Genomic DNA, 26,004 nt, shown 5'->3' with positions numbered 1-26,004 from the left:
CGTTTGGCCAACTAACAACGATCGATGGGAAAGCGGGAAAGTGACCCTAATCTTCAGGACTATCGGGTTGAATTGCGAACCGCTTTCAGCACGTCTTCCAACAAACCAGGAACCTCGCTGCCACCGAGCACTAACTGACGATCCAGGAGCCGGTTACCCGTCTCACACGAGGTTTCACTGATGAGGGCGCAACCATGGCAGGCAGAGAGGTTAAGCTGCGACGCCCCTTGCCGGTCGCTTTCGATGCAGACGGGATCGTTCGAACACACGTCGGCATCGTCCAGTGCAGCCACCAGCAGAGGGAATAGATGCCGCGGGTTGCCTAATCGTACAAGCCCGCCTAGCGTTCCTTGAGCATCTCCGGCGGCGGTATAGATGAGGATTCCCGCGGTCTTGTCCGATCGTTCGGAGTTGGCGTAGACCCGCTCCTGCAGGGCCGCTGATGAGTAACCGCTAGCGAATGCCAGCCGCCGTACGAGAAGGTGCGCAATGGTATGGAGCGCTACAAACCGAGGTTCCGGAACATCAAGCCGGTGTGCCCACTCAGATTGGGAACGTCGGTCCGCCAGGATCCGGGCGCGAGCTTTCACGGCTGGCTGCGCCTCCCAGTTGGAAAGCACCGACTCGTCGAATCGAAGGAATATACCCTCCCCAAACAATTCCAGGGCAGGATAGACGGGGCGATGCTTAGGGTCGCGGTCTAGATCCGCGCGAACGAAATCCGATTCAGGGGTGTGCCGACGGAATCCCTTGAGCGCTCGCACTTCGCGCACCCGCCGTACCTGCCCGATACCGGACAGAACAGGGTGGATTTCCGTGTGTAAACGTGGGTAATCGTTTGGTGTCCAGCCATCCACGATGAAGTTGCCTTGGGCCAGGTCGCGCCTTTGCTTCATCTTTTTTGTAAATGCGGCCCATTCACCGTCCTTTAGGCTATGGACTTGTGTTTCAGACGCACCATCGTTGGCAAACGCGGCGGCGAGGACGTCGTTGATTCCAGTATCGAGTTCTTCCGCGATCCAGCCGGCGATCTGCTCTGATTTTGGACCACCGTTGTCCTCGACCAGTCGTGTGTATAGATCGTGGGTCCGCACCTGTTCAACTATCTGCAGGGAGCGGGGTCTTTCCTCCGGGATATCTAAGGCCGAAACCCGTTCGGCGATGTAGTTTCCATTGGCTCCTCGTTGCACGGCAATGAGAGAGGCCTCGCAGGGTTTCGTAGTCGCGTCTTCTGACTCCCACGGCTGTCTCCCGTCGCACTTGATACCATCGCGGATGAGCGAGTCGCTGCCCACCAGCTCTGAGAGTGGGCGGGACCTTTTGCATTTCCCGCACTCGACCCGGAGGGATGCAAGACCCTCGCCGCGTTTGCTGGATCTCACGAAGCGGAGTTCCGCGTAGGCCCGGCAGAAGCGAACCTCTTCTGTTACGCCCTTGTCATATCCGCGGTGTGACCATTTAAACCAGGGAACATCCTGTATATGGCTCCCTGTCTTGCACACTGCTACGTATCGCATTGGGACGAGGGCCCCGCCGCAGTCGCATGCGTTGCGGAATTTGCCCTTGTCGATTCCTGTCAGTTTCGACAGCTTCAAACATCTTTCACAGAACCGCCATGCCGGAAAGCGCCAATATAGAAGGCTTGGTGTGTCGTTGCCCGCGGTACCGGAATGTGTCGGGGCCTGTTTGAGGATACCCCCGCCTAGCTGGGCGACCAACCGGTCACAGTGGATCTCCGGCGATATTCTCCGATTCCACCAGGACGTGTCGGGGGCTATCAGCGATTCACCGCGCACGTCCACTATCGCACCGACACCGAACGGCGAAACCGTCTCGGAAAGTCGTAGGTCATGCTTAATGTTTTGCACGTTGCACTTCTCTTTCGGGTTCCTGAACCTCGACCGACACGTTCGGCTCCACCGAACGCATTGAATCACCAACCACCCACTCGTCTCCTGGTTCTCCGTAGCGCTTCACGAGTGCCAGTTGTCCCGCCTTCCGACGCTCATAGCGAAGCGGCTGCCCCTCGGCACGTGCGGCATCCGCCTTGCGGTCCCACTCCCGCAGGATCTTCCACAGTTGATCCGACGCCTCGTCCATCTCTTCAGGGTCTGCGTTGGTGACGTACTTTAGAAAAGTGGCGATCAGTGGGTCGAGCGCTGCCCGGAATCGCGTGTCCGCGAGATTGAAGGCCCCAGCAGCAGCGTCTCCCGCCAGGGCAGGGAAAGAATGGCGGATTAGGGCAATTGTTGCCCCGGCGAGAGACCGGTCGCGAGATGATAAGGACCAGGGTGTGACGCTTGTGGGTTCCACACTTCGGTATAGGGCATCGTGGTATCCGCGGAAGGTTTCGAAGTGCGAGCGGTCCCGGGCCCGGTTCGATCGAAACAAGGTCACAACAATTCCATGAATGTCGCCTCGTCCAACACGGCTGGTTGCCTGGATGTATTCGGCGGTCGTCTTCGGCTGCCCCACCATGAGCATCAGGGCAAGGCGCTGTACGTCGATTCCGACCGACAGCATATTTGAAGACAGCACCACGTCCACCGCTTCGGCCGATTCATCGGCGTCTACTCTGAGCTGCCTCAAGTCTTTAGGAAGTTCCTCCGGTCCGCGCCGACTCGTGAGTTCGAGGATATGTGCCGCCCGAACGGATCGGAGTCGCCGTCCGAGGCGCTCCGCACGCGTTTCCAGCCGCCCATTGATATCGTCCAACAAAAGTGCACCGGTGCGGCCCAGCTCGCGAAGACTGTTGTGGTACGTTACCAGGCTCCAGTATGGGTCGAGGCGCCCACCAACCCCCTCAACGTCGTTCAGTACGTGCGGCAGTTCGAGCATCGGAGATGCTGCCGCTATCAACGCCGTCGCCTGGGACACGCTTTGCGGCATTAGACCAATGTACAGCCTCCCCTCCCCATTGCTTACGGGGCGTGCAAAAAACGTGGTGTCACCGTCTATACTCGCCGGCGGGTAAAGGGCAACTTCTCGTCCATAAAGGCCTCGTACCTGCTCGCCAGACGCCCGGATGGTTGCAGTCGAAGCGACAATTTTTGGTCGTGTACCGGATCGGCTGAGGAGGAGCTGAATAACGGCGTCGAAGACGGCGACAGTTGTTCCAAGTGGTCCGGAGAGAAGATGCAGTTCGTCCTGGATAATCAACGAGGGCTGCTTAAAAATGGTGCCAATCCCGAGCAGACGTCCTGCTTCTTCCTTAAACTGAAGCCGAGCGAATTTATCGACCGTAGCGAGCAGAAAAGTTGGCGGTTCATCGTAGAGAACCTCATCCACTACATTCATGGGAAGTTCCCGCGAGGAAAACTCGCACGAAACATTAACGCACCGGAAAACTACGTCCCTGCCAACTAGCTGAGCACCGTATTCCGTGCTCTTATCACTCTTACGGTCGGGAACAAGCTCTGCCAGGCACCAGGGACATTCGGTGATTTGGAACTTGTTAGCATCCTGGGGATGCTGAGCCTTGTAAAGTCGCTTCAGCGCATATTTAGCGTCCTCACGTGTTCCCGGAGTTACCTCGTTCCCTACCCACAAACCGATAGAAAAACGCGCCATTCCTCGGACACGCTCATCCGTCTGGCGTAGAAGCTCCATCGCACATATCAACGATGCTGACCGTTGGAACTGTTGAGATGTGAGCAGCCGCAGGGTATACCGCGTGATAATAGCTGTGCCACCACCCTTCGTTCCGTATACCAGGCGGCGAAGGAAGATTATGACAGCAGCTAAGGCAAGGTAAGCCTCTGTCTTTCCACCGCCTGTTGGGAACCAGATCAGATCAACGAGTTCGCGGTCGTCGTGGTCTTCATCTACCGTCGATGCAAGCGCAACGAGTAGGAACCCGAGCTGGAAAGGACGCCAGGCCGGTTTTGTCTCTGTTTTGCCGCGGCCCAAGTCAGCTTGACTCATTTGGAGTCTCATTGCCGCCATGCCGAGGGAGAACGCCCGTCGCACCTGTGGCTGAGCAGGATCTGCAAGCAAAGAGACTCCAGCTTTCATCCGCCCCAGTGCAATATCAGAACGGAGTGCAATCCCCTGAGCATCCTCGCCAAGCGGGCACGCCGCCAGCTTTTGGCCATCCACCCACACACCGAAAGACTCTACAAAGGCTTCCAAAGCAGCAACAACTGGCTGAGCGTCCCGGTCAATGCTCTCGAGGAAACCCAGGTCTAGAGACTTTCGTGCAGCCTCACCCAAGTCGTTTCCTCCGGCCTGTTCAATACTGGGAACCACAAAATGGGGCACAGGATCAAGAAACACACGCGTACAGTTGCCGGATTCGTCAACATCCCAGCCTGCAGCCATCCCGTGCCCGATACCGAAGATTTTCCGGTCACGGTACCGCAATCGAAGCTCTCGTGACTCTCGATCGACGTCGATCGCGCTTCCGACGTCGTATTCTACGATCTGTCCCCCTCCGCTAGCTGAGGCTTGGAGTTCCACCTGGAAGAGCATCCGGCTAATGTCCTCGCGGTCGTCGCCAGTTGTATGAGCCAGCAGCCGGACATGTACCGTTACGAGCCACGCATCACCGTACGGGCGCCAACGAGACCCGATCTCCGCCGGCAACCCTCCGACATCAATCGGATGTTGGGAGGTCGCGCCCCGAATGAGTTTGACATCGGGGGCAGCGTGTCCGGTCCGTTGCCAGCGCAGTGGACCCTCATCCAGTACGGCCTCGTAGGTGGCAGCCGAGAAGTCACAGATGATTGCTTCCCCTGTGGTAACGAAGGAGAGAGCCACAGAGGAAGGGCGCCAGTCTTCAGCCAAGGGGGGGGCCGCTGCGATCTCTTCGAGGTCACCCTCACCCACGTCCGCTAGAAGGAAATCCTGTGCGTCGACCGTCTTTGGCGTGCTGTCTGAGCTGTCATCCATCGGGAACAACATGCCAACTGCGTACTGAAGGGAGGGCCTGTTGAAAAGGACTTCATCCGCGCCCTCTTCGGGCCCGACATACGCCCTTCGCAGGTGGCCAAGAGCCTCAGTTTGACGAGGAGTCAGAGTCATGACTCAACCCCAGACATACGCCCCAACGCTTGGAGGCGCTTCTTATCCGCATGAGTTGCCACGATGTGCAACGTCACCCTCGCGCGTGTTACTGCGACGTATAGCGCGGAAAGCTGCTCATCGCCGTACTCGGATGGGAGATCACAAACGATGACGTGCTCGGCTTCCAGCCCCTTCGCAACACGTGGGCTTAGCACGCGGAAGCCGTCTCGAGCCTCATCTAGCGCACGTTCCGCCACCACCGGGATAACCCAGATGTCAGTGGCCCGCGAGCCGCCTTCTTTGAGCTGTTTCGCCAGATTAAGCGCGAAATCGAGTGCTTCGCCCTCCTGCACCCATTTCCACTGGATTCGTTCACCGTTGACGATGCCTGGATCACCAACGTCTGCTCCAAGGTACTCCTGGACGACGTGGACGATCGATCTGGTGTTTCGCACGTTCTTGCTTAGCTCGTACTCCATGGCATCCGAACTGACGAGTTCCAATACTTCGGCGTCGAAGCGCCCGTCGACATGAGCCTGGTTGTTCGGGTCCAGGAACATACGCCAACGTCCCCCCGTGCGGCCGCCCACGACAATCCGGTCAAGAAGATCCATCGCGTCGTCGGACATGAGATCCTGTGCCTCATCAACCAGGACCACATCGAATTGCTTAGTCCCATCCAGCTGATCAAACTCGAGGAGTTCCACGTCAGATCCGCTAAGAAGCGGTTCAAAGAAATTGCGGAGACCAGGTGAACGAAATGTCACCAGCACTGAACGGCCAGCATCTGCCTCCTGTCTGGCTGCCTCGGCAAGAACCACTGATTTGCCAGTGCCCGCACCCCCGAGGACCATAATCCTCCGATTTTTGGCAAGACCTGCGAGAACATTGGCCTGTTGCTCGGTGGCAAGGCTTTGTTCTTCGAGCACCGCACCCCGCTGCGCATCAATAACAGGCATCCGCGAGAACTCCCCAAACAACCGCGCCCGGAGTTCATCAACGCGAGCCTTACGCACTCCGGAACGCGCGGTCGGCGCGGATTTCGCGATCACATCTAATGCACCAGCGAGGGACGCCGCGGACATTGTTTCTTTTGCCAGCCAGTGTGTTGACTTCCACTCTGTTGAGGAAGGAGGTGCATTCGTATCGGGGGTAATTACCCCAGCCTCGGCGGGGAACCAACCGAGTCTGTCCTGTTCGAGGATGTCCTTGAGCGCAAACATCGCTGTCCGTGCCTGCTCCATCGGCGAGGAGCTGAGGCGATGGGAGTCACCAAACCTGTCGGTCGAGTACCAAACCCCTTGAAACTTCTTAACGCCACCACCCTTGACCTCAATGACTATGGCAACTCCCTTCCATAGGATCACGAAATCTGCTTCGGCCATCTGCTTGTACTGGTGAGAGCGAAGTTTTACCGAGTGGAAGGCGACCGCGTCCTCAGAAGGAATCAAGTGGAGCAAGCGTGCCACTCGGCGTTCGGCTTCGCTTTGGGCCGTTTGCGTGATCGTCGGTAGGTCGGGGACAAGAATCATGACTGCTGCTCCTGCCATAGTGCTTCGTATTCACGGAAACCAAGCAACTGATTGATGTCTGCGCTTCCGAAGTTGTCCGCCATATCCACAATCAGACACTTTTCTTTTCCGCCGTTTCGTGGTCCGCGCAGACCACGACCGGCCATTTGGATGTATGCGTTGGGGCTGAACGTCGGACGTGCGATGTAGAGGGAGGTTACTCCGGGTGCGTCGAAACCCTGTGTTAGCAAATCGCAGTTGGTGAGGACCTGGATGTCTCCATCTTTGAATCTCCTGATTAAATCTCGGCGCTCTTGTCGGCCGGTTTGGCCACTAACAGAGGCCGCTTCAATTCCACGGAATCGCAACGTCGCAGCTAACACCTGGGCTGAAAGCACGTTGGGCGTGAACGCGAGAACTGACCTACCCCAATCCGGTTCGAGACCCATGATGCTATTCACAAGAACCGACATACGTGCATGATTTGTTGCAACCCGGTCCAGGACCGAGTTGCTGATGCGGTTGGTTCGTTTTGCCTCACTCTCCTCCGCACCCGTCAACTCGATTTCGGCCCCCTCCAGCACCCGGTGCTCTACCTTGGCGAGGACGCCGAGTGCGACCAACTCCTGATAAGGGTTTTCGGGAAACGCAACCAGCTTCCGCCGACCGAAACGAGCAGCTAGCTGATCCGTGGCTTGCGCGGAGGTGCCCTTGAAGGGGGTTGCTGAAAGGCCGACAAGTGGACGCTCCCAACTTCGGCCATCAACCCCCAGCCAACTTAGGATTCTCGTGTATCGGGTGGAAGTTCCCGCTACATGGCCTTCATCCACGAAGACAGCATTTGCACTGCGGAGCCATTCGTATTCAGTGCGCCCGATAATAACTTCAAGCTTTGCATCAGTCGCAACAACTACGCTCAGGTCTGTATCGGGCTCATGCACCTCATTGCTCTCCCACAGGCGTCCTACAGTGAGTGGGAGGTCGATTCCTTGCTCTGTGCAAAGACCTCTCCATACTTCGCTAAACGTTTGAACCGCTTGTTCGCAAAGTTCCTGAGACTGGGCAATCCACAGAATGGGTCCTTGAAGTTTGCCGTCTACAAAAAGCTGCAGGATTGTCTGCGTCGCTACGCGGGTTTTCCCAGCGCCGGTAGGCAATTCGACCATCGCCTTTGAACGCTTTCCACCTTCACCAACTTCCAGTAACACGGTAGCCAGCTCATCGCTTATTTGCGTCTGGTAGCTGTGCAGGCCGGGAAGGATGGTCGCACCCGGTACGACAAACTCTGCCTCCTGCCGTTGACCTCTCTGCCCTGCGAATTCTGTGCCGAACCCCATCTTCCTCAGCCACGAAATGGTTGCGGCTCCGCCGGCCCACTGAGTCGGTACATCGGGGAACCCTTCTCGACGGAAGAGATCAGCCAGTTTGCTGACAGAGTCCTTACCGTAAACTGACAAGAACAGCTCTGCAATAGATGTATCCCGGTTCACTAACTTCTGAGCTTTAAGTCCATGCCACAGTCCCGTTGGCAGTTCCTCTCGAAGATCATCGGCACCGAAATATACCTCCAACCGATCGACGTCCGTCGGTGCTGCCAGCGCTTCCTGGCGCATCATTTCGAGGCGGTAGTCAACTCCCTGTTTGAGAATGCTTTCGATGTCCGAATTGTTGAGACCCAGATCGAGGGACTTACTGACGATGCGGAGAGTCTCGCGCTCGTCAATGTTCGTCCGTACAGTCAGTTTGAAACCTTCATGGTAATAGTCCAGCGACTGAGTTTCGACCCCATCCTTGGTCGTCACCCATTTGGCGACAGACTCTGCCCGAGCAATGGCCACATTGCTCAGGTCCGTCATCGTCGGCCAACTGCGTAACCCAGTGAACACATCGAGAAGCGGCTCATAGTCCTGCTCGCCGTCAATACGTGTAGAGAACGAGAAGCTGTCTTCGAAACGAAGACAGCCAACTTCGTTCACCAGCCGTTCCGCCTGGGACTCGTCGGCAAACAAAAAGGGTCTCTGATGCGCGGCGAGGTATTGCCGCTGTTCATCGGTGACTGCAACATATACAGCTCCAGCTGGGCAGGACTCCACTATTTGGCCTACACGAGCTGGGATTCTTGATGGCTTGCTGGCCGGGTAGGCACGGCTAGTCGCTTCCAAAATAAATTCGACCAGCAAGTCGTTAGAGAACTTGGGCGGCAGAAGATCGACGTTGAGCGCGTCCCGAAGGACGAAGTCCGGGACCAGTCGAAGCTCGCCAGGGAGCCGAAGGGCATCAACAATTGCCCTAGGGCCCTCGTATAGAGGAAGGAGCTCTCTGTACTGTACGAGAGATGGTGCTACGAGATCGGCAATCGGACGATATCCCCTAGAACTGCGGAGCAGACCGGCACGTTCCACCGCCCACCTGACAGGAGATTTAACCCGATAGGAAACCCCGGTTGCTGTATCCTCACAGTCCCACGGTGTATCTCCAAACTCCAGGAGCTGGCGTGTCCACGACTCTCGCATCTGGTCACTTGCGCCCGACTTCTCAAACAAAAACAACGCTGAAAAGGGACCCGGCGAATGCGAGCCGGTCGGGTACAGAGAAATGCGTTCGATCGGCCTGTCACCATGGGTGAGTCTGCTATTGAGCTCTTCCAAAACCCAATCCTGATAGTCCTGAGCGGCCGATTCGTCCTCAAGCGAGAAGTCAGCAAGGGGGCGATTTGCTACACCCAGCTCATGTGCCAACGTCGGAAGACAACGCTGCCGGTCGAGCAATAGGCCTGGATCAGCCGCCGGAAGTTCGCCATCGACATCCAATACCTGCTGGGGCCAGCGCCATTCGCCATCTTTTGTGGGAACTAGGATACGTGCCGTCGGATTCGCTCTGACGACTCTGACGGCGTCCCGCAGAGTGACCCCAAGAGCCGAATCCCAGAATTTTGATTGCAGTTCATCGCTTGCCATCGAGGTCAAGCGGCTCAAGCGGGCCGTGAAAATAGCCTCCGGATCAAGATCCCGAAATCCAGCGGACTTAAGGATCTTCTCCACATCGGGCAAGCTGAGGAACTCGGGCGTTACGAATACGGCACCATCGATTTCAAGATCATCAACCTTCCGGAGGAACACGACGCTCCGGTCGGTTAAAGATCGCAATCCATCGTTGGTGGGAATGACGCGGGCCTTTTCCGCCTCATCTCGTCCTCGGTTCTTCAGTACAACACGCAAGGCATTCGCCGCTGACCGTGGATCAGAGCCGTCTGCCCATTCTCTCAACCAAGACTGAATACCTCTTTTAGGCACAAGCTCTAATGCACGCTTTTTGCTGCGGCTCTCTTCGTCGTACAGGTTTGGATATACGCTTGCAAGGAAGAGGTCCTCCAGCCTTTTGGCACGCTGACCCGTGCTATAACAACGCCAGTGCGGGACATCTTTCACGGTGTTCGGAGAGATTATCCACCCTTGATGTGCTGCCTCAGGAATGTCCCAGTCGCAGGAAAAATCAAGCGGTCTAAGTTCCCCGGGTTCACAGAGATCTCCGGATCCGTCCGGGATCAACGCCGCGGCAACAGCGAGCGGGGGTACCAGCGCGCCCAGAACCTGATCACCGAAGTAAATCGCTTCGCGTCCTCGCGCAGGAAGGTAGTCAAAATGGGCGGCAGGGTCTTCCTTGGTACTCAGACGAGGGAGAAGTTCAACAAATAATTCGGCTAACGTCGCCAGAATCTCGCGGTTATAACCGTTTTTTAGCAGTGTCGTCCGGTCGTCGTTGACGCTCCAAGGAGCATTGAAAAACCCCGTTGCTGAGGTCTTGTCCTGGAGTGGGAAGTAACTCCAAAATTGACCGACTTGGGTACCGAGATCACCCGTCTCTGCGTTTGCCCTTCGCCGCTTTAAAGGCACAGCAACGCTGACTTTGATTTCATCCCTTGATACCGCTTCCCCCACCTCACGGCGCGCAAGAATACTTGGGGCATGCATACCATTATTGACGAGCCATTCATCGCCAGTACCATCGGGCCGCTCGATTTTGAAGTGACCATCACCCAGATTCCGCGAAACGTGACTGGTCGTGAAACCGTCATCGCCAATAACGCTCAGCCGAACCTCGCGGACCGCCCCGACAAACAGCAGAAACTCAGATGAAAACGTCTCCATTTCTCGACGCAGCCGGTCTAGTCCGGTCACCCTGGGAAGACGTACAATAGTAGTCGCCCATTTCGCCAGGTCCTCCGTGATTGGGTCGGAAGAAATCTCGGCCGCTGCGTCAATGAGGGTAGCGGTCCTAAGCACGGGCAAATGCCTCGTAGGAGCTCCGATTCCCCTAAGCGCAGCGTTCGCTTCCTCTGAGTTGAACTCAAATGCAACGGATCGGCTCAAAACCTGCGGCCTGTCGCTCACGGCGAGAACGGATTTGAACCCCAAACCGAATCGACCGATCTCGTCGCCGCGTTTTCCACTCAAGTGGGCGTGTGTTATTGCCACGAGACCGCTTTTCGAGAACGGGCGCCCCGAGTTTGCACAGTATAGGACCTGGGATACGGGGTCGAGAACAATCTCCACTCTGCCTATGTCGTCAGCGTCTTCACTGCCGGCCATTGCATCTGCCGCGTTTTGAACGAGTTCCAGAAGAGTGCGGCTTGCGTATCCACCTGTGCGAATGGATTCCTCGTGGTTCGCATGCTCAGTTATGAGCGTCGGTCTGGCCGTGTATGCGTTTATCGCACTACGGAACTGTTCTTCGACCTCATGGTTGAGCGCCTTATCCGGCACCCAATCCTCTGTCACCATCGACATTTCTTACCCCCAGCTTTTCTGTGTCCTATGCACCCACCATATCCGCGCACCAGTACATGGGATTGAGGACACACAGGTAGCCCTTTAGGACTTTCACTATTCCCGAGGACATGGCCTAGCTTGTGAACTCTGACCGGGGACTAATTCCGCTGATTCGCACCCGAAGGTTTATCTGGGGCGTTGCCCATCCTGCGGATGGTTACGCTCTCAGGAACTGCGAGGTACAGCGGAATAGTCATACGGCCGCAAGACACAGCTTTCCTCAAGGGACCCTCGGAGGGTATAAAACGCCTGCTTTGGCTTGCCGAACTGGAACAATCTATATAAGTAGTAGTTCGTTGGCTCTTCCCTGCTGAACCTCAACTCGTTGCGGCTCACGAAAAAGGGCCACTCCTTTGACCTGCGAGTTGTCTTGACCTCGATGAACCTGCTGCTTCCGTCGGTATTGAACGAACGAATGTCGTACCCCAGACCGTCTCCTTCAGACAGGGAAACATGCTGAACTTTCTTCGCCAGATCCTTGCGCCCAGCGGCATGTAACCGGAGCTGCTCAAACTCCACCGTTGATTCTTCTCCAGCAAGTCCTAACGCGCGCTTCATCGCTTCAACTCTCGGGAAATCGATCCGTCCAACGGAATGCCCCTGAAAAACTTTTTCGGAGACTTCGATCACCGGCGCTGTTTCCTCTGCCAACACGTAGTCCGTTGGCCCGATCTCCGGTGCATCGATCACCTTCAGCATGAGGGAGTCGAGGTCGTCATTGCTCTGGCGTTCCGCTTGCACGGCATTGCGCAGCGCTTCCTGAACATTACTTCGTGGTTTGTATCCCTCGATATACAGCGAGCCCATTTCACGCAGTACGTGACTTATGTTGCTGTGCTTGAACTCAATAGCTCCAGGGCTTCTGCCGATCTGTTCCTGGAGCTTTCGATTGGCCGCGCGCTTGTTATACGGCTCGCCCTCCAACTCAGAGCGAAGCATCCGGAAATACGCCTCAATGGTCAGAGCGATCTCTGCGTCGCTCCACGATTTACCTGTTTCCCCCAGTGTCATTTACTGAGCATAACCGTGCGATGAAATCCACCCCGTAGGGGCGCAGCGACAAACACTCTCCTCCCGCGGTTCGCCATGCCCCGTCGGTAAGGGACACGTCCGACTACCAGGACTCGTCAGTACCTGCTGGTACGTTGAGTGCACTTAATAACAAGGGGGAGTTCATTGAGTATAGATTCATCCGGTGCTGATTCAGCACCGGGCCCAGACGTTCGGCCGCGGGCGTACGCCAGCACACCGAAGGCGCTGCAGGCCTTAGCCGAGGCCGTCGCCCAGGCCCAGCAGGGCCGGCCGCTGCAGCCGGTCACGGTGATCGCGCCCAGCCATGCCTCCGCCCTGGACCTGGCCCATTATCTGGGCCGAATCCTCAACGACGGCCGCGGCAGCGCCGCCGTCCGCACCACCACGCTGGACGATCTGGCCGAGGAACTAGTAGCCGCCGACTGCCAGTTGTCAGGCCGCGCCCCGCTCCCGGCCATGGTCCGCGAAGGCGCCGTCACCGCAGTGCTGGCCGACACACCCGGACTGTTTGCCGAAGTCGCCGACCAGCCGGCCACCGCACGTGCGATCGCTACGACCTCCGCATCCCTGGAGGCAGCCTGTCCCGAGGACGTAACCGGCCTATCGCCGCTGGTACACGAGGTCGCCCGCGTCCACCAGGCCGCTGCCAGGATCCTAGGGAGCAGCTGGTACACCAAACACGACCTCTACTCCGCTGCCACTGCAGCCCTGCAGATGCCGCGGATCCGCAAGCTCCTCGGCCCGGTGATCGGTTTCCAGCTCGCCGACGGGCAGGACCCGTCCGCCGCAGCGTTCCGTGCCGCTCTCGGACAGCACGCGCGCACCGCCTACCTCACCGCGGCGTCCTCCCCCGCCCTGGGCGAGCAGGTCCTCAGCGCGTCCGACGCCGACGACGAAGCACGCGCCGTCGTCCGCCTGGTCATCAACAAACTGGCAACAGGCACTCCCGGCCATCGCATCGGCATCTTCTATTCCGCCGCCGACCCCTATCGTTCCCTGCTGGCCCAACGCCTCGACCAAGCCGGCATCACCTTCGTCGGCCCGTCAGCGCATGGCCTGGCCGACACAGCGCTGGCCCGCGGGCTGGTGAATCTCCTCAGCCTCGACCCGGCGGACCCCGATGTTCGGGTGATCCTGGACGTGATGGCACAGGGTGTCCTGTACTGGAGCCAGGAAAACCTGCCCAGCAGCGCCGTCTGCGAGCGGCTGCACGCCTCTCCTCCGGCCGAACAGGAGGACGCGGACGAAGGTCAGGAACCAACGGAAGCAGAACAGAAGCGGCAGCAGGACTACGCCCAGTTCACCGGGTTCATCGCGGTCCTGGGCAAACGGCTGGCCGAGGTCTTCGCCGCCCGCACCTGGACCGAGGCCGCAGGCACTCTGGGCGGCTTCATCACGGAGTTCCTTGCCCCGCGAACCGCAACGGAACGCCCGGAACTCGCCACGGCCCGCAAGACGCTCCACGACGTGATCCACGACCTCGAACTGCTGCACGGAATCGCCCCGGCGCCCACCGCCGCGGCGATACGGTCCGCCGTCGCCCGCGGTATCGAGGCCCGCCGGTTCTGGGCCGGCAGCAGCGGCACCGGGGTAATCCTGGGATCCTACGACGACGGCGTGGGCCGGGATCTCGACGTCGTCTTCGTCACCGGCGCGGCGGACGGACTCGCCCCCGCCCGTATCCGGGAAAATCCGCTACTCCCGGACAGCGCCGGCCATCTGCTCGCGGTAAAGCTGCCGACCGTCCACGAACGTGCCGCCGCCCGGAAGGAACAGTTCCAGCGGCTGCTCGCCACCGGCGTCGAACGCACCATCCTGTTTCCCCGCGGCAACCTGCGCGCCGGCGGAACCCTGCAGCCTTCGCGCTGGCTGGCCGGCACAAAGGTGACGGCTCTGCCCTCCTTCGCCCATGACCTGACGCACGGTTCCCCCACGAGTGTGGCAGCCACGGGCCAGGAGTGGCGCGTCCGCCGACTTCTGTCCTCCGGACATTTGGCCGCAGATCCGGTACTCGACACGGTGTTGGAAGTACGGGCCGACCGCCGGAACGGAACCTTTTCCCGCTTCAACGGCAACCTCGCCGGAGTCTCCGGACCGATCATCGATCCCCGGAAGCCCATCTCCCCCACCAACCTGGAGGACTGGGTCGTCAGCCCTCTGGCGTACTTCCTGCGCCGCGTCCTGAAGGCCGAGCTGTTTGAGGACGTGACTCTTGAGGTCCAGATCAGCAGATTGCAGCGCGGGAACCTGATGCACCGGATACTCGAGGACTACGTCCGCGGCCTGACGGATGGCAGCCAGACGGCTTCCTCCGAGCGGTTGCTGGAAATTGCCGAGAACGCGTTTGAGGCCACTACCAATCCGGCCTGGCTGCGGCACACCTGGGACCGGGACAAGTCCCGGATCCGCACCGACTTGCAGAGGGTCCATGACATGGACCAGCAGGCTCGCGACGCCGGCTGGCAGCACGTAGCGGTGGAAGCCGAGTTCGGCGCCGAGGCCGGTGAACCTCCTGTGGAATTGGACCTGCCGAACGGCAGCACCGTCAGGTTCCGCGGCAAGGTCGATCGTGTGGACCGGCACTCCAGCGGAGAGGTGCTGGTGATCGACTACAAGACAGGCAAGGCGGACAAGTATAAGAAGCTGACCCGCGAGAATCCCACCGCAGGCGGAACCCGATTCCAGCTGCCGGTCTATGGAGTGTTCGCCCGGCGTTTAGCCACGGAGCCCGGAGCGGAAGTCCGTGCCGAATATCGGTTCATCACCGCCGCCGGGAAGTATGAACGGGTGGGCTACGAGGTGGGCCCCGACGTCGAGGCCCGGCTCCGCGAGGACGCCGGACTGGTCGTGGCGGCCCTGCAGACAGGGATCTTTCCGCCCCGGCCCGAATCGGACCACTACATCAACCACACCACCCTGATGGGCGCCGCCGGTATGCGGCACACCTGGGAGCGGCTCAAGGACAGCCCCGCCCTGAGCGAGTATTCCCGCTTCTTCGAGGAGGACAAATGAGCCAGCCGAAGACCTCCCCGTTCCCGGCCCAGCCGAACCTGAAGGACGCCGATGACCGGCACGTCATCGGCGATGCCCTGGACACCACCGTGTTCGTCGAGGCGGGCGCCGGAAGCGGCAAGACCCATGCCCTGGTCGGGCGCATCGCCGCCTTGGTGGACGGCGGCGTCGACGTCGGCGCGATTGCCGCCATCACCTTCACCGAGAAAGCCGCCGGTGAGCTCCGCGACCGGCTGCGCGGCGAACTGGCCAAGAGCTACGGGCTGGATGACCTCCGGACCGAGCGGCGGAACACCGCGTTGGATCGCCTCGATGCCGCGCCCATCGGGACCATCCACTCTTTCGCTGCCCGGCTGATCGGCGAATACCCCATCGAGGCCGGGGTGCCGCCGCTAATCACCGTGGTGGATGAGCTTCGCGCCGAGATCGCCTTCGAACACCGGTGGGAAGAGGCACGCCAGGCACTGTTCACCGATCAGGCGGCCGACGCCGCGCTTCGGGTGCTACTCGCCGTCGGCGTGACTCTGGACCAGCTGCGAAGTGTTGCCGCTGCCCTCGACGGCAACTGGGATCGGCTGCGGACCCACCCGCCGCTGCGGCAGAGCGTTCCGGTGCTCGATGTCGGGCCGCTGCTGCGCGCCGCTGATCTGGTCCTCGAGCGGAAGGCTGTCTGCACCGATCCGACGGACAAGCTCTTGGCATGCTTCCCCCTGGTGCAGGAGTGGCGGGACGAGCTCGAGGAGGTTCGCGGATCGGGGGATTTCGGGAGGATTATCGATGTTCTGAACGCCCTGCCCTCCACCGGCTACGCCCGGAAGGGCTCCAAGAAGAACTGGGGCGGCGACGTCAAGAGCGTCCAGCAGCAGTTCCAACTGTTGGTCGAAGAGCGGGACGGGCTGATTGCGCGCCAAGTATCCCCTGCAGTCAACACGGTCAGCGCGGTCCTGGCTGACGTCCTGCTGGCTGCGGCGAAGGTGCGCCAGCGCAGCGGCGAGCTGGAGTACCACGACCTGCTCGTCCACGCCCGCGACCTGCTGGTGGGAGACACCGAAGCCCACGCCCCTGCACGCCTGCCCCTGCATCGGCGCTACACGCACCTCATGCTCGACGAATTCCAGGACACCGATCCGGTCCAGGCCGAGATCGCGGTCCGTCTGGCGGCGGACACCAGCTGCGGACCCGACGGCTGGGAAGACCTTCCGGTGGCACCGGGACGCCTGTTTATGGTCGGTGATCCGAAGCAGTCCATCTACCGCTTCCGCCGGGCTGACATCGCCACCTTCCTCGCCGCCCGTGCCCGCGCCGTCTCGGATCCGGGTTCCGAGGTGGCTACCCTGCAGACCAACTTCCGCTCCGGAACGGCGCTGCTGGACTGGATCAACGCGGTCTTCAATCACCTGATCGTAGGCAACGGGACCATCCAGCCTCCGTACGATCCCTTGGTTCCGGACCCGGCCCGGCCGGCCTGGAACGACGACGACGGTCCCGCCGTCGTCGTGCTCGGACGCAACGGTGCTACTCCCGATGAGAACGGGAAGGTGACCGCGGCGTCCCGGAGCCGGCAGGAAGCTGCCGATATCGCCGCCGCGATCCGCCTGGCTACCGGTACCGGTGGAGCGCCGGCGTGGCAGCACCAGGCTGGGAAGAAGGAAGGGTTTGCCCGGCGGCCGCTCCAGCTGCAGGACGTCTGCATCCTGCTCCCCACCCGCACCGCGCTGCCCTACGTGGAGGACGCCCTGGACGCCGCGGGCATCGAATACCGGGCCGAAGCGTCCTCACTGGTCTACGCCACGCAGGAAGTCACCGACCTGCTGCTGGCGCTGCGGACACTGGCCAACACCGCCGACCAGGCAGCTTTGGTCTTGGCCTTGCGGTCGGCGCTCTTTGCCTGTGGCGACGATGACCTTTTCCGCTGGAAGCAGGCCGGCGGAGCCTGGAACCTGCACGCACCGGCCCCCGAGGGACAGGAGAACTCCCCGGTGCGCGTCGGGCTGGCGTACCTGTCCGGTTTGCATCGGGAACTGCCGCTGCTCTCCCCTGCGGAGCTGATCGAACGCATCGCCGCCGACCGGCGGGTGCTGGAGGCAGCAACTGATACTCCGCGCTACCGCGACGTGTGGCGGCGGATCCGGTTTGTCACCGATCAGGCCCGGGCCTGGACGGAAGCGACCCACGGTGGGCTGCGGGACTATCTGGTGTGGACTGCCGTCCAGCAGGAGGAAAACGCCCGCGTCAAGGAGGCCATGGTGCCCGAGACCGATATGCAGGCGGTTCGGATCATGACCATCCACGCCTCCAAAGGCCTGGAATTCCCGATGGTGATTCTGGCCGGTGCCGGCTCCGCTCCCAAGCACTCACCCGAGCCCGCCCTTTGGGACGAGGCCGGCAACGTGTTCATCCGCTTCCGCAAGGGGGTCTCGACAAACGGCTATGCAGAAGCTGCCGACGTGGAGAAGACGTTCACGGAGGCGGAACGGCGACGGCTGCTTTACGTCGCCTGTACCCGGGCAGAGAGCCATCTAGTCGTCTCGCACTACAGCGGTTCGTCCAGCAGCCTCAGCGCCCTCCTGGGGTCGGTGGACGACGTCGAGCTGGCACCGGATCTGGAGTTGCCGGAGGATTTCCTCCCCCTGCACAAAGACCGAAGCACAGCCCTTCCAGTGCCTGGCTGGGAGGATTGGCTGGCTTCGAGTGCCGGCTGGGCTGCGGAATCGGCGCGTGTGTCACGGACCTCGGTTACCGCGCTGGCGAAGGGCGGCGGTAATGGGGTGACGACGGACTACGGTACCGCGGACGTGTTCCATGCCCCGGCCGGAATCGAGGAAGTGCTTCCCCGGTTTGCCGGCAAGCCGGAGGAACACGGGACGGTATTCGGCACCTCGCTGCACCGTCTGCTCGAACTCACGGATCTGGAGCTGTCGCCGTCGCTTCCCGTTCTGGCGGCCGACGTTGCTGCAAGTGCTGGCCTGCGCAACGCTGCCGATCTGGAAGCGTCGGCGCGGTCAGCGCTGGAGAGTGCCCCTGTCCGGCGGGCTGCCGAACACGAGCACTGGCTGGAGCTGCCAATCGTGGTGCCGGAGTCCGGACACACCGTGGAGGGCATCATCGACCTGATGTACCGGGAGGATGACGGCAGCCTGGTGGTCGCCGATTTCAAGACCGATATCAGCGTCAGCGAGGACCAGCTGGCCGCGTATTGGCGGCAGCTGGGCACCTACGCCAAGATGATCGGCCGGATCACCGGAGAAGACGTCAGCGAATTGGTGTTGATTTTCTGCCGCGCCAGCGGTGCCGAGGTTCTGAGGAGGACGCGTGGTTGACGTGAGTGCATTCAATGAATCGGATCTAAGAAGTCGGGGCTTCGCCGGCTTCAAAGCCTTCGGCGACCTCGATCTGTCGACCGTTCCCCGCGAGCCCGGTGTCTACTCAGTGCTCCGGAGCACGAACAGTACGCACGAAGTGCTCGACACCAGTGTGGGCGGATGGTTCAAGGGCACGGACCCGACGGATGATCCTGCCAAGCTGAAGGGCCGGTTGTGGGACGCCCCAACGATATATATCGGCAAAGCCGATGCGGGTGCGAACGGCACCCGCGGTCTGCGAAAGCGGATCGGCGAGTTCGCTAAGTTCGGTCAGGGTCTAGCCGTCGGCCACAAGGGAGGGCGGTACATATGGCAGCTGTCCAACTCTCGCGACCTGCGTATCGCGTGGCTTCCGGTTACCGATCGGTCCGCCAAGGTCGTCGAGGACGAGCTAATGGAGGAGTTCTTCGTCGCCTACGGCCAGTTACCCTTTGCGAATCTTCGGCGGTAAGTCCCAAAATCAATGCGAGCCAGGCTTCTCGAACACCCCTATGAAAGGAAATACCTTGTCTGAATCTGACATCTCCACCCTCGTTGAATTCATCCAGGCTGAACTTCCACGTGACCTGTGGAAGCCTTGGCCCGGTGGCTGGCCGGAGCAGATCGAAGCTGCCTTGATTGACGCCGTCCTCAGCATCGCCGCACAGTATGGGACACCGGAAAACGGGGTCCGCGGCGCGGTGTCCCGCTATCGAAAGGCAGTTGGCACAGACCGGCCGGATGATCTGGCACGGTTGGCCGCCTACGATCCAGACGAGCTGCAGACGGTTCTCAACGACCAGAAAGTGAGCGGCCGGACCAAGGCATCGGCCATCATTGAAGCCGCTGGGAACCTGCTGGCTCTCGGAGTGAAAACGGCCGCAGACCTCGATGCGCACGATCCGGCCCAGAAACGGGCTTACACATGCGTCCACGGCCTCGGCCCGGTGACCTGGGAATACTTCGGCATGCTGCTCGGCAAACCCGGGGTGAAGGCAGACCGTTGGATCCTTCGCTTCGTGCGCCGAGGGCTGGGCCGGGAACTGGCATCTGCTGAGGCGCGGTCCCTCCTGCATGAGGTTGCGGACCGCCTTGATGCCATGCCCACGGAATTGGACCACGCCATCTGGGCGTACGAACGTGAGCGGCAACCTCCCGAAGGTGAGACGACTGAGTGAAGGACAAAATCTGGGACGCCTTCCACGATCTATTCACGAGGAAATCAAGTGGCTCAAGGACGGGGACTTCGTATCCATTGAGTACGGACAGGAAATCGAAGACGCTGTCTCTCCCTATGCCCAGGTCGCCCGCGAAGACGATTACTACTGGTGCGAGATAGTCTCCAACACTTACCTCCCCGGCGACACATGGCCGCTGCACGGAGACATTCTTCGCGATGCCGGCTGGAACCCGCCGGATGAGGACTGCCCTAACTGGTACAGCGAACGGTCCGGTGCCATGGCTGCCACCGCTGCGGTTATCCATGGTCTGCGGTACGGGCGGGCGTGTTCCGATCCGGACTTTATGGAATGGCACGCCGCCACGGCGCCGCCGGAAGCGGAGTAGACCGCGGCAGAGGATTACGGAAGCAAACCGCCGAACACGTTCATGGTCAGTGCGAAAATGCTCCGATTTAGCTCTTGGTATCTGGCGCTCAGGTCAACGATATTCCCGTCACCTTTGAGGAAACCAAAATTATCGACGATCGCTATGGGTTCCTCATCGCACCGGAGAACCCATCGGGTGTCTTCGTAGTTCTGGAGGCGGGCGAGTACCTCCTTCCGCGGCCCCGCAAGAGGCCCCCCTTCAATCTCGTATACCTGCCAGGAACGGCGGTCGCCCAGCGTCATCTCCAAAATTGATGCAATAAGCCGATACCCGAGAGCTCGTCCACTGGTGGCGGGTGCCTTGGACGGTAGGTGGACACCGGCGGACTCCTCGAGAGCCATCGCGATATCCCGTGCACTACGCATTTGAAGCGCTCTTTCCCAAGGGATCATCAAATGGTCGCCGTGGTTGACGCATGCGGAAAACCCACTGCCCATGCGCCTCGCGGCATAACTGATGCCACCGCCGTTGGTGAGCATGAGAGCATCAGCATGGGATGCACCGCCACCGTATCCCGTTAGTCCTACGAAAACGGAGGGGTCCCTTCTAGCCAGCTCGCTGGCTACCCGCCATGACAAAGCATTGATCTGCGCGTAACCAATGCTTCCCTCTTCTGCCTGTTGCATTACGGCCCTTCATCTCGCTATGCGGAAGTCCTCATTATCCGGGTTACAGCACGGTAGCCTGCTCACAACGCCTGGCGCACCGCCGGCACACGAGGGGGAACCGTGGAGTGCATACCTGACGAGCCGATGTTCGACGACGGCCATCTGGCTGAAAAGGCGGTCTGGGATGCCCTGCGCGCCCAGCTGCCCGACGACGTCGTACTGGCGCACTCCGTCCAGGTGCGCCACGGGCGCGCCGAACACGAAATCGACATTCTGGTGCTCTGGCCGGGCGTGGGACTGGCGGCGATCGAGGTCAAGGGCGGCTTGATCTCCGTCGAGCACGGCCAGTGGTACCAGTCCGACCGGCAGGGACCACACCGGATCGAGAGTCCCATCGCGCAGTCCCAGAGCGCGCAGCATGCCTTCAAAATGTGGGTGACGGGCCAGCTCGGATCACCGTTGGTCAGCAGGTTCGCCTACATGGCGGCGTTCCCCTACAGCCCCGTGCCCCGCGACTGGGAAATGAACGGCGTCCCGCGGCCGCTCGTCTTGGACCCCAATGATCTGGCGGACGTCAGCGAACGCCTGCGTGCCGCCATCGAGACCCAGGCCCAGGGCGGAAGTCCGCTCGCACCCAACTACGCCCGCCGCATCGCCCGGCTGCTGTCCGGGAACCTCGAGGCCGAGGCCACACCGGCACTGACGGCGTTGGAGTTGGAAGACCATCAGCAACAGCTCACTGAACGGCAGAAAGTCCTGCTCGATTCCAGTCGATCCATTGCCCGGGCACGGTTTGTGGGCGGGGCGGGCAGCGGCAAGACGTGGCTGGCCGTTGAGAAAGCGAAGCGGCTGGCCAAGGAGGGGAAGCGGGTAGGGCTGTTCTGCTACAACAAGGGCCTTGCCGCGCACCTGCGCCGGCAGGTCGACGGCTGGCGGCAGGCGAAACCGGTGTTCGTGGGCGAGTTCCACGACTACGCCGTCTCGCTTGGGGTTCCTAACGGATCAGGACAAGCCTACTTCGACGAGGACATGCCGGCCCTCATGAAGGGCCTCGCGGTCGACCTGCCGCCGGAACAGAAGCTGGATGCCATTGTGATCGATGAAGCCCAGGACTTCGCTCCCCTGTGGTGGGAAAGCCTGCTCGCCTGCCTCAAGGATCCCGACCGCGGGGAAATCTACGCGTTCATGGACGAGCGCCAGAACGTGTACGGCCGCTGGGATTCACAGTCGGCCGGTACGGCCTTGGATCCCACCGCTGGCCTGGTCACCCTGCACATTGACGAGAATCTACGGAACACCAAACGCATTGCCCAGACATTCAAGGGCTTCGCGGGCAAGCACTTCGCGCCGCGCGGAGGGGACGGCCTTCCGGTGCGGTTGGTGTCTTGTTCTACCGAGGATGCTCTGGACGTTGCCGGGGACTGCGTTGATGCCCTGCTCGAGGAAGGTTGGACCAACAACCAGATCGCGTTTCTGACCACGAAAAACCGGCACCCCGTCCACAAGGATTTCGAGAACAACCTCTCCGCCTATTGGACGGCGTTTCACGACGACGAGGAGGAGTTCTACGGGCATGTCCTGGGGTTCAAGGGACTGGAACGGTCAGTGGTCATTCTCTGCGTGAACGGATTCAAGGACATGGGCCGGGCAGCCGAACTGCTGTACGTGGGCCTGTCCCGGGCCCGCTGCCTCCTGGTAGTGGTGGGCGACCCCGTTCTCATCGCCGAAGCCGGCGGTCCGGAACTGGAGCGTGCCATGGGCCGGATGCAGGAGTGGCAGCCGCAGCTGGAGCACATCACCGAAACCAGCATCCCCTAGCTACCCACCTAGCTTCTCCGCCGCCACAACCGCGAGGGCCTGCCACGTGTCCCGTCGGACATCTGCCCGGTCCCGGTTAGCTGCGGCTCCATGACCCGGCGGAAGGTGTCGCGCATCAGCGGCCGGCCTGCCACCGCCTCGTGCAGGTCCCGGAGGTCCTTCAAGGTGAAGGGCTCGGGCAGCAGGCCGGCCGGATCGGGGGTCTGCAGATAGTCCTGCCGGAGACGCTCCACCGCCAGGCGCACCATGTCGGCGTGGCCGTAGGGCAGCCCGGCAATCAGATCCGTGTCCGCCGTGACAGAGGCCAGCCGGACGTCGTCGGACTGCAGCGGCGTCTCCAAGTCCCGGAACGGAACCGCGTCCACATGGGCCACGGACAGTGTCCAGCCCCGGTCATCCCGGCCCGGATCATCGAAGACATGGAGCTGCTGCGGAACCCGCCCCTCGATTCCGGCCTTGTCCCGGAGGGAACGCAGGACGGCGCCCGCCAGCGTCTCGCGTTCCCGCAGGAACGTGCCAGGCAGCGCCCACTCCCCCGCATGGTGTTCCTCCCGCCTGCGTACGACCAGGACCATCAGGTCATCCCCGGCCACGGTCAGCGCTGCGGTGTCTGCGGCCACGGAAGGCCGCGGATAAGCCAGGAGGGACAAGGGCGTGCGGGACTCACTCATACCCTCGTTTATCTCAATCTTGCGCAAAAGATGCAACCGGTGCATACTGGTATCACTTAGCGCAGATTTGCGCTAAAGCGAGGAGGTTCGATATGAAGATTCCACAGCTCCACGTCGGCGCCGGCACTGCTGCCGGCCCGCTGACGATCTTTCCCGTTTGGACATCAGGACGCGGGAGGCTCGGCATCAGCACCGGACTCCACGCCGACCTTGCCGTTTCCGAGCTGGCGGCGGGTGCCAGGGTGGGCCAGCTGACGGTCCGGAACAACGGGAAACGCGCGGCCCTGCTGCTTGAAGGGGAGCTGCTCGAGGGCGGCCAGCAGCACCGCACCTGCGCCCGGGACGTACTCGTGGGCCCGGGCGAGGCTCTGGACATTGACGCCTTCTGCGTAGAGGCCGGCCGCTGGCAGGCGGGCCAGAGCCTGCACCGCCGGCAGGCACGGCGCGCGCCGCTGAATGTCCGGGCGGAACTGGCCCGCGCCGGCTCCGGAACAGGCCGGGACAGCCAGTCCCGGATCTGGGAACGGGTGCGGCGTTTCGACGCCGTTCGCGGGCCGTCGGCCACAAGTTCCCTTCCGGAGCATCTGGACCGCTTCGTCGACGGCGTCCTGCATCATCCTGCCCGGACGTTTCCCGCTCCCTTGGAGGGCCAGCGCGGCGTCGTCATCGGAATCGGCGGGCAGCCCCTGCTGCTGGAAGTCTTCGCTACGGCCGCGCTGTTCCAGGGGCACTACCGCCAGCTCATCGAAGCCGTCTTGCTAGACGCGGAGCTTCTGCCTCCCTCCGCGCGGAACGCCGCACCGATGCCCGGCCAGGCGGCCCGCGACTTTGCCGCCATCGCCGGGACCATCGATTTTGGTGACTTTTACAGCCCAGGAGTTGGGCGCCATGACCCTATGCACAGCCGTACCATAAGCGGCAAGCGTGGTCCCGTGACTGGGGTGGGCATCGCCGTCGCCCGCCCCGACAAGGATCCCGACGTCGTTCACGTCAATTATTGGAACACCACCCACCCCCTGATGGAGGCCCTATGAACCTGAACTCCGCACAGAATGACCGCGCCGCCGGCGTCCTTGTCGCCCTCGCCGCCGGAGACGCCCTGGGCGCCGGCTACGAGTTCGGCGGCCCGCTGCCCGACGGCGCCGAGGTCAGCATGTTGGGCGGCGGCCCGTTCGGGTTCGACCCGGCCGAGTGGACCGACGACACTTCCATGGCCATCCCCATCGCAGAAGCGCTCCTCGACGCCGGTCCCACCCCCGCCGCGCTGGACGCCGTCGTCCGCGCCTGGACTGCGTGGGCCGCCGAAGCCAAGGACGTCGGCGCGCAGACCAGCAATGTCATCCATGCCGCACGTCACGCAGCTGCGGCCGCTGGCCGGTCCGACGCCACCGCTGAGGACTTCACCCGCGCTGCACAGGTTTTCCATGACCGGGCAGGCCGGAGCGGCGGCAACGGTTCCCTGATGCGCACCGCTCCCCTGGCCCTGGCGTACCTGGACCGGGAGCCGGCGGAGCTGATGGCGCAGGCAGGTGCGCTCAGCGCGCTGACCCATGTGGAGGCCGACGCCCGGGAAGCCTGCGGCCTGTGGTGCGTCGCCATCAGCGAAGCCGTCCTCACCGGGCAGCTGGACATCCGCACCGGGCTGCCACTGCTGCCGCCGGACCGTGCCGCCCTCTGGCTGGAACGGATCGAAGTTGCCGAGGCTTCCCGACCGCGGGACTTCACGAAGAACGGCTGGGTGGTGGAAGCTCTGCAGGGCGCCTGGAGCGCCATCTCCACCACTCGTGCCGGAAGCAACGGTCCCGACCATCTGCGGGCCGCCCTGGAAGAGGCGGTCCGCGGCGGCAATGACACGGACACGGTGGCCGCCATCGCCGGGTCGCTGCTGGGTGCCGCCTACGGTTTCTCGGCCGTCCCGTTCGAGTGGCGCCGTAACCTGCACGGCTGGCCGGGGCTGAGGTCGCGCGACCTGATGACCCTCGGCGTCGAACTCGCCGGCGGCAACGGGCGGCAGGCCCACAAGTGGCCGCGCACGGCGCACTTTGACTACAGCGGATGGTCCCGGACCGATGTTCTGGTCCAGCACCCGGACGACGACGGCGTCTGGCTCGGCGGCGTCGGCGCCCTGGGCAGGGCCGAGGAGCTCGGCATCGACGCAGTGGTCAGTCTCTGCCGGCTGGGCACGGACGACGTTTCCGGCATGATGCCGGAGAACCAGGCCACGTTCTGGCTGGTGGACTCCGCCTCCCCGGAGTCCAACTCGCATACCGCCTTCGTGCTGCGGGAGGCCGCAGCCGCCGTCGAACGTTTCCGCGCCGAGGGCAAAACGGTGCTGCTGCACTGTGTCCGGGCCGAATCCCGGACCCCGACCGTTGCCGCCCTGTACGGGGCGCGTGCTGCAGGGCTGACGCCGCTGGAATCACTGGAGCACGTGCGCCGGGCGCTGCCGAATGCCCATCCGAATCCCGCGTTCCGGGAAGTGCTGGCTGCGGAGGCCGCAACAGCGGGCTCCACCGAAGGCCGCTAAACCACCTCTATCGACGGCGTATGCCCACATGGGCATACGCCGT

At 61.6% G+C, this 26,004-nt stretch carries 15 protein-coding genes; 8 read left to right on the top strand and 7 right to left on the bottom strand.

The window, feature by feature from the left end:
- Positions 1-59: 59 nt before the first annotated feature.
- The 5 genes from drmB to GD627_RS11920 all read right to left on the bottom strand — a co-directional run bounded on the left by drmB (position 60) and on the right by GD627_RS11920 (position 12,355).
- Positions 60-1,868, bottom strand: a complete 1,809-nt coding sequence (gene drmB / locus GD627_RS11940; protein ID WP_152272691.1) for a DUF1998 domain-containing protein — start codon at positions 1,866-1,868, stop codon at positions 60-62.
- Positions 1,855-5,022 carry a helicase-related protein gene (locus tag GD627_RS11935; RefSeq protein WP_152272690.1) on the bottom strand — a complete coding sequence of 1,056 codons (3,168 nt, stop codon included), beginning with the start codon at positions 5,020-5,022 and terminating at the stop codon, positions 1,855-1,857. The genes drmB and GD627_RS11935 overlap by 14 nt, the downstream gene beginning before the upstream one ends.
- Entirely contained in the window at positions 5,019-6,536 is a 1,518-nt protein-coding gene (locus GD627_RS11930; RefSeq protein WP_152272689.1) for a nuclease-related domain-containing DEAD/DEAH box helicase, read from the bottom strand. The genes GD627_RS11935 and GD627_RS11930 overlap by 4 nt, the downstream gene beginning before the upstream one ends.
- Positions 6,533-11,296 carry a sacsin N-terminal ATP-binding-like domain-containing protein gene (locus GD627_RS11925; protein ID WP_152272688.1) on the bottom strand — a complete coding sequence of 1,588 codons (4,764 nt, stop codon included), beginning with the start codon at positions 11,294-11,296 and terminating at the stop codon, positions 6,533-6,535. The genes GD627_RS11930 and GD627_RS11925 overlap by 4 nt, the downstream gene beginning before the upstream one ends.
- A 213-nt stretch (positions 11,297-11,509) precedes the next feature.
- Positions 11,510-12,355 carry a protein NO VEIN domain-containing protein gene (locus GD627_RS11920; protein WP_152272687.1) on the bottom strand — a complete coding sequence of 282 codons (846 nt, stop codon included), beginning with the start codon at positions 12,353-12,355 and terminating at the stop codon, positions 11,510-11,512.
- Positions 12,356-12,520: 165 nt separating this feature from the next.
- Here GD627_RS11920 and GD627_RS11915 point away from each other — a divergent pair, with 165 nt between their 5' ends.
- Genes GD627_RS11915 through GD627_RS11895 form a run of 5 tightly spaced genes read left to right on the top strand, consistent with a single transcriptional unit; the run spans position 12,521 to position 20,295 of the window.
- Entirely contained in the window at positions 12,521-15,388 is a 2,868-nt protein-coding gene (locus tag GD627_RS11915) for a PD-(D/E)XK nuclease family protein (RefSeq protein ID WP_152272686.1), read from the top strand.
- Positions 15,385-18,708 carry a UvrD-helicase domain-containing protein gene (locus GD627_RS11910; RefSeq protein ID WP_152272685.1) on the top strand — a complete coding sequence of 1,108 codons (3,324 nt, stop codon included), beginning with the start codon at positions 15,385-15,387 and terminating at the stop codon, positions 18,706-18,708. Before GD627_RS11915 ends, GD627_RS11910 begins: the two co-directional genes overlap by 4 nt.
- Positions 18,701-19,201, top strand: a complete 501-nt coding sequence (locus GD627_RS11905) for a hypothetical protein (protein ID WP_152272684.1) — start codon at positions 18,701-18,703, stop codon at positions 19,199-19,201. Before GD627_RS11910 ends, GD627_RS11905 begins: the two co-directional genes overlap by 8 nt.
- A gap of 55 nt (positions 19,202-19,256) precedes the next feature.
- On the top strand, positions 19,257-19,907 hold the full coding sequence (locus GD627_RS11900) for a hypothetical protein (RefSeq protein WP_152272683.1): 651 nt from the start codon (positions 19,257-19,259) through the stop codon (positions 19,905-19,907).
- Positions 19,891-20,295 (top strand): TY-Chap domain-containing protein, encoded by a 405-nt coding sequence (locus GD627_RS11895; protein WP_152272682.1) that lies wholly within the window; start codon positions 19,891-19,893, stop codon positions 20,293-20,295. Before GD627_RS11900 ends, GD627_RS11895 begins: the two co-directional genes overlap by 17 nt.
- A gap of 14 nt (positions 20,296-20,309) precedes the next feature.
- On the opposite strand, the gene GD627_RS11890 is transcribed toward GD627_RS11895, so the two are convergent.
- Entirely contained in the window at positions 20,310-20,963 is a 654-nt protein-coding gene (locus tag GD627_RS11890; protein WP_152272681.1) for a TY-Chap2 family putative peptide chaperone, read from the bottom strand.
- Positions 20,964-21,065: 102 nt separating this feature from the next.
- Between GD627_RS11890 and GD627_RS11885 the strand changes: the two genes are divergently transcribed.
- Positions 21,066-22,763 carry an NERD domain-containing protein gene (locus GD627_RS11885; protein WP_152272680.1) on the top strand — a complete coding sequence of 566 codons (1,698 nt, stop codon included), beginning with the start codon at positions 21,066-21,068 and terminating at the stop codon, positions 22,761-22,763.
- Between the two features lie 8 nt (positions 22,764-22,771).
- On the opposite strand, the gene GD627_RS11880 is transcribed toward GD627_RS11885, so the two are convergent.
- Complete coding sequence (locus GD627_RS11880) at positions 22,772-23,434, bottom strand: NUDIX hydrolase (protein WP_152272679.1); 663 nt, start codon at positions 23,432-23,434, stop codon at positions 22,772-22,774.
- A 92-nt stretch (positions 23,435-23,526) separates the two neighbouring features.
- On the opposite strand from GD627_RS11880, the gene GD627_RS11875 reads away from it, so the two are divergent.
- Positions 23,527-24,468 (top strand): ARPP-1 family domain-containing protein, encoded by a 942-nt coding sequence (locus GD627_RS11875; protein WP_152272678.1) that lies wholly within the window; start codon positions 23,527-23,529, stop codon positions 24,466-24,468.
- Positions 24,465-25,961 carry an ADP-ribosylglycohydrolase family protein gene (locus GD627_RS11870; protein ID WP_152272677.1) on the top strand — a complete coding sequence of 499 codons (1,497 nt, stop codon included), beginning with the start codon at positions 24,465-24,467 and terminating at the stop codon, positions 25,959-25,961. The genes GD627_RS11875 and GD627_RS11870 overlap by 4 nt, the downstream gene beginning before the upstream one ends.
- Positions 25,962-26,004 lie beyond the last annotated feature (43 nt).

Origin of the sequence: Arthrobacter yangruifuii, assembly GCF_009192775.1 — a bacterium.
Lineage (GTDB): Bacteria > Actinomycetota > Actinomycetes > Actinomycetales > Micrococcaceae > Arthrobacter_B > Arthrobacter_B yangruifuii.
This window is presented reverse-complemented; position numbering and strand designations above follow the sequence as displayed.

Excerpts from the sequence above, each read along its gene's own strand:
- GD627_RS11935 (WP_152272690.1), bottom strand. The coding sequence starts at position 5,022 with ATGACTCTGACTCCTCGTCAAACTGAGGCTCTTGGCCACCTGCGAAGG.
- GD627_RS11930 (WP_152272689.1), bottom strand. The coding sequence starts at position 6,536 with ATGATTCTTGTCCCCGACCTACCGACGATCACGCAAACGGCCCAAAGC.
- GD627_RS11925 (WP_152272688.1), bottom strand. The coding sequence starts at position 11,296 with ATGGTGACAGAGGATTGGGTGCCGGATAAGGCGCTCAACCATGAGGTC.
- GD627_RS11920 (WP_152272687.1), bottom strand. The coding sequence starts at position 12,355 with ATGACACTGGGGGAAACAGGTAAATCGTGGAGCGACGCAGAGATCGCT.
- GD627_RS11910 (WP_152272685.1), top strand. The coding sequence starts at position 15,385 with ATGAGCCAGCCGAAGACCTCCCCGTTCCCGGCCCAGCCGAACCTGAAG.
- GD627_RS11890 (WP_152272681.1), bottom strand. The coding sequence starts at position 20,963 with ATGCAACAGGCAGAAGAGGGAAGCATTGGTTACGCGCAGATCAATGCT.
- GD627_RS11880 (WP_152272679.1), bottom strand. The coding sequence starts at position 23,434 with ATGAGTGAGTCCCGCACGCCCTTGTCCCTCCTGGCTTATCCGCGGCCT.
- GD627_RS11875 (WP_152272678.1), top strand. The coding sequence starts at position 23,527 with ATGAAGATTCCACAGCTCCACGTCGGCGCCGGCACTGCTGCCGGCCCG.
- GD627_RS11870 (WP_152272677.1), top strand. The coding sequence starts at position 24,465 with ATGAACCTGAACTCCGCACAGAATGACCGCGCCGCCGGCGTCCTTGTC.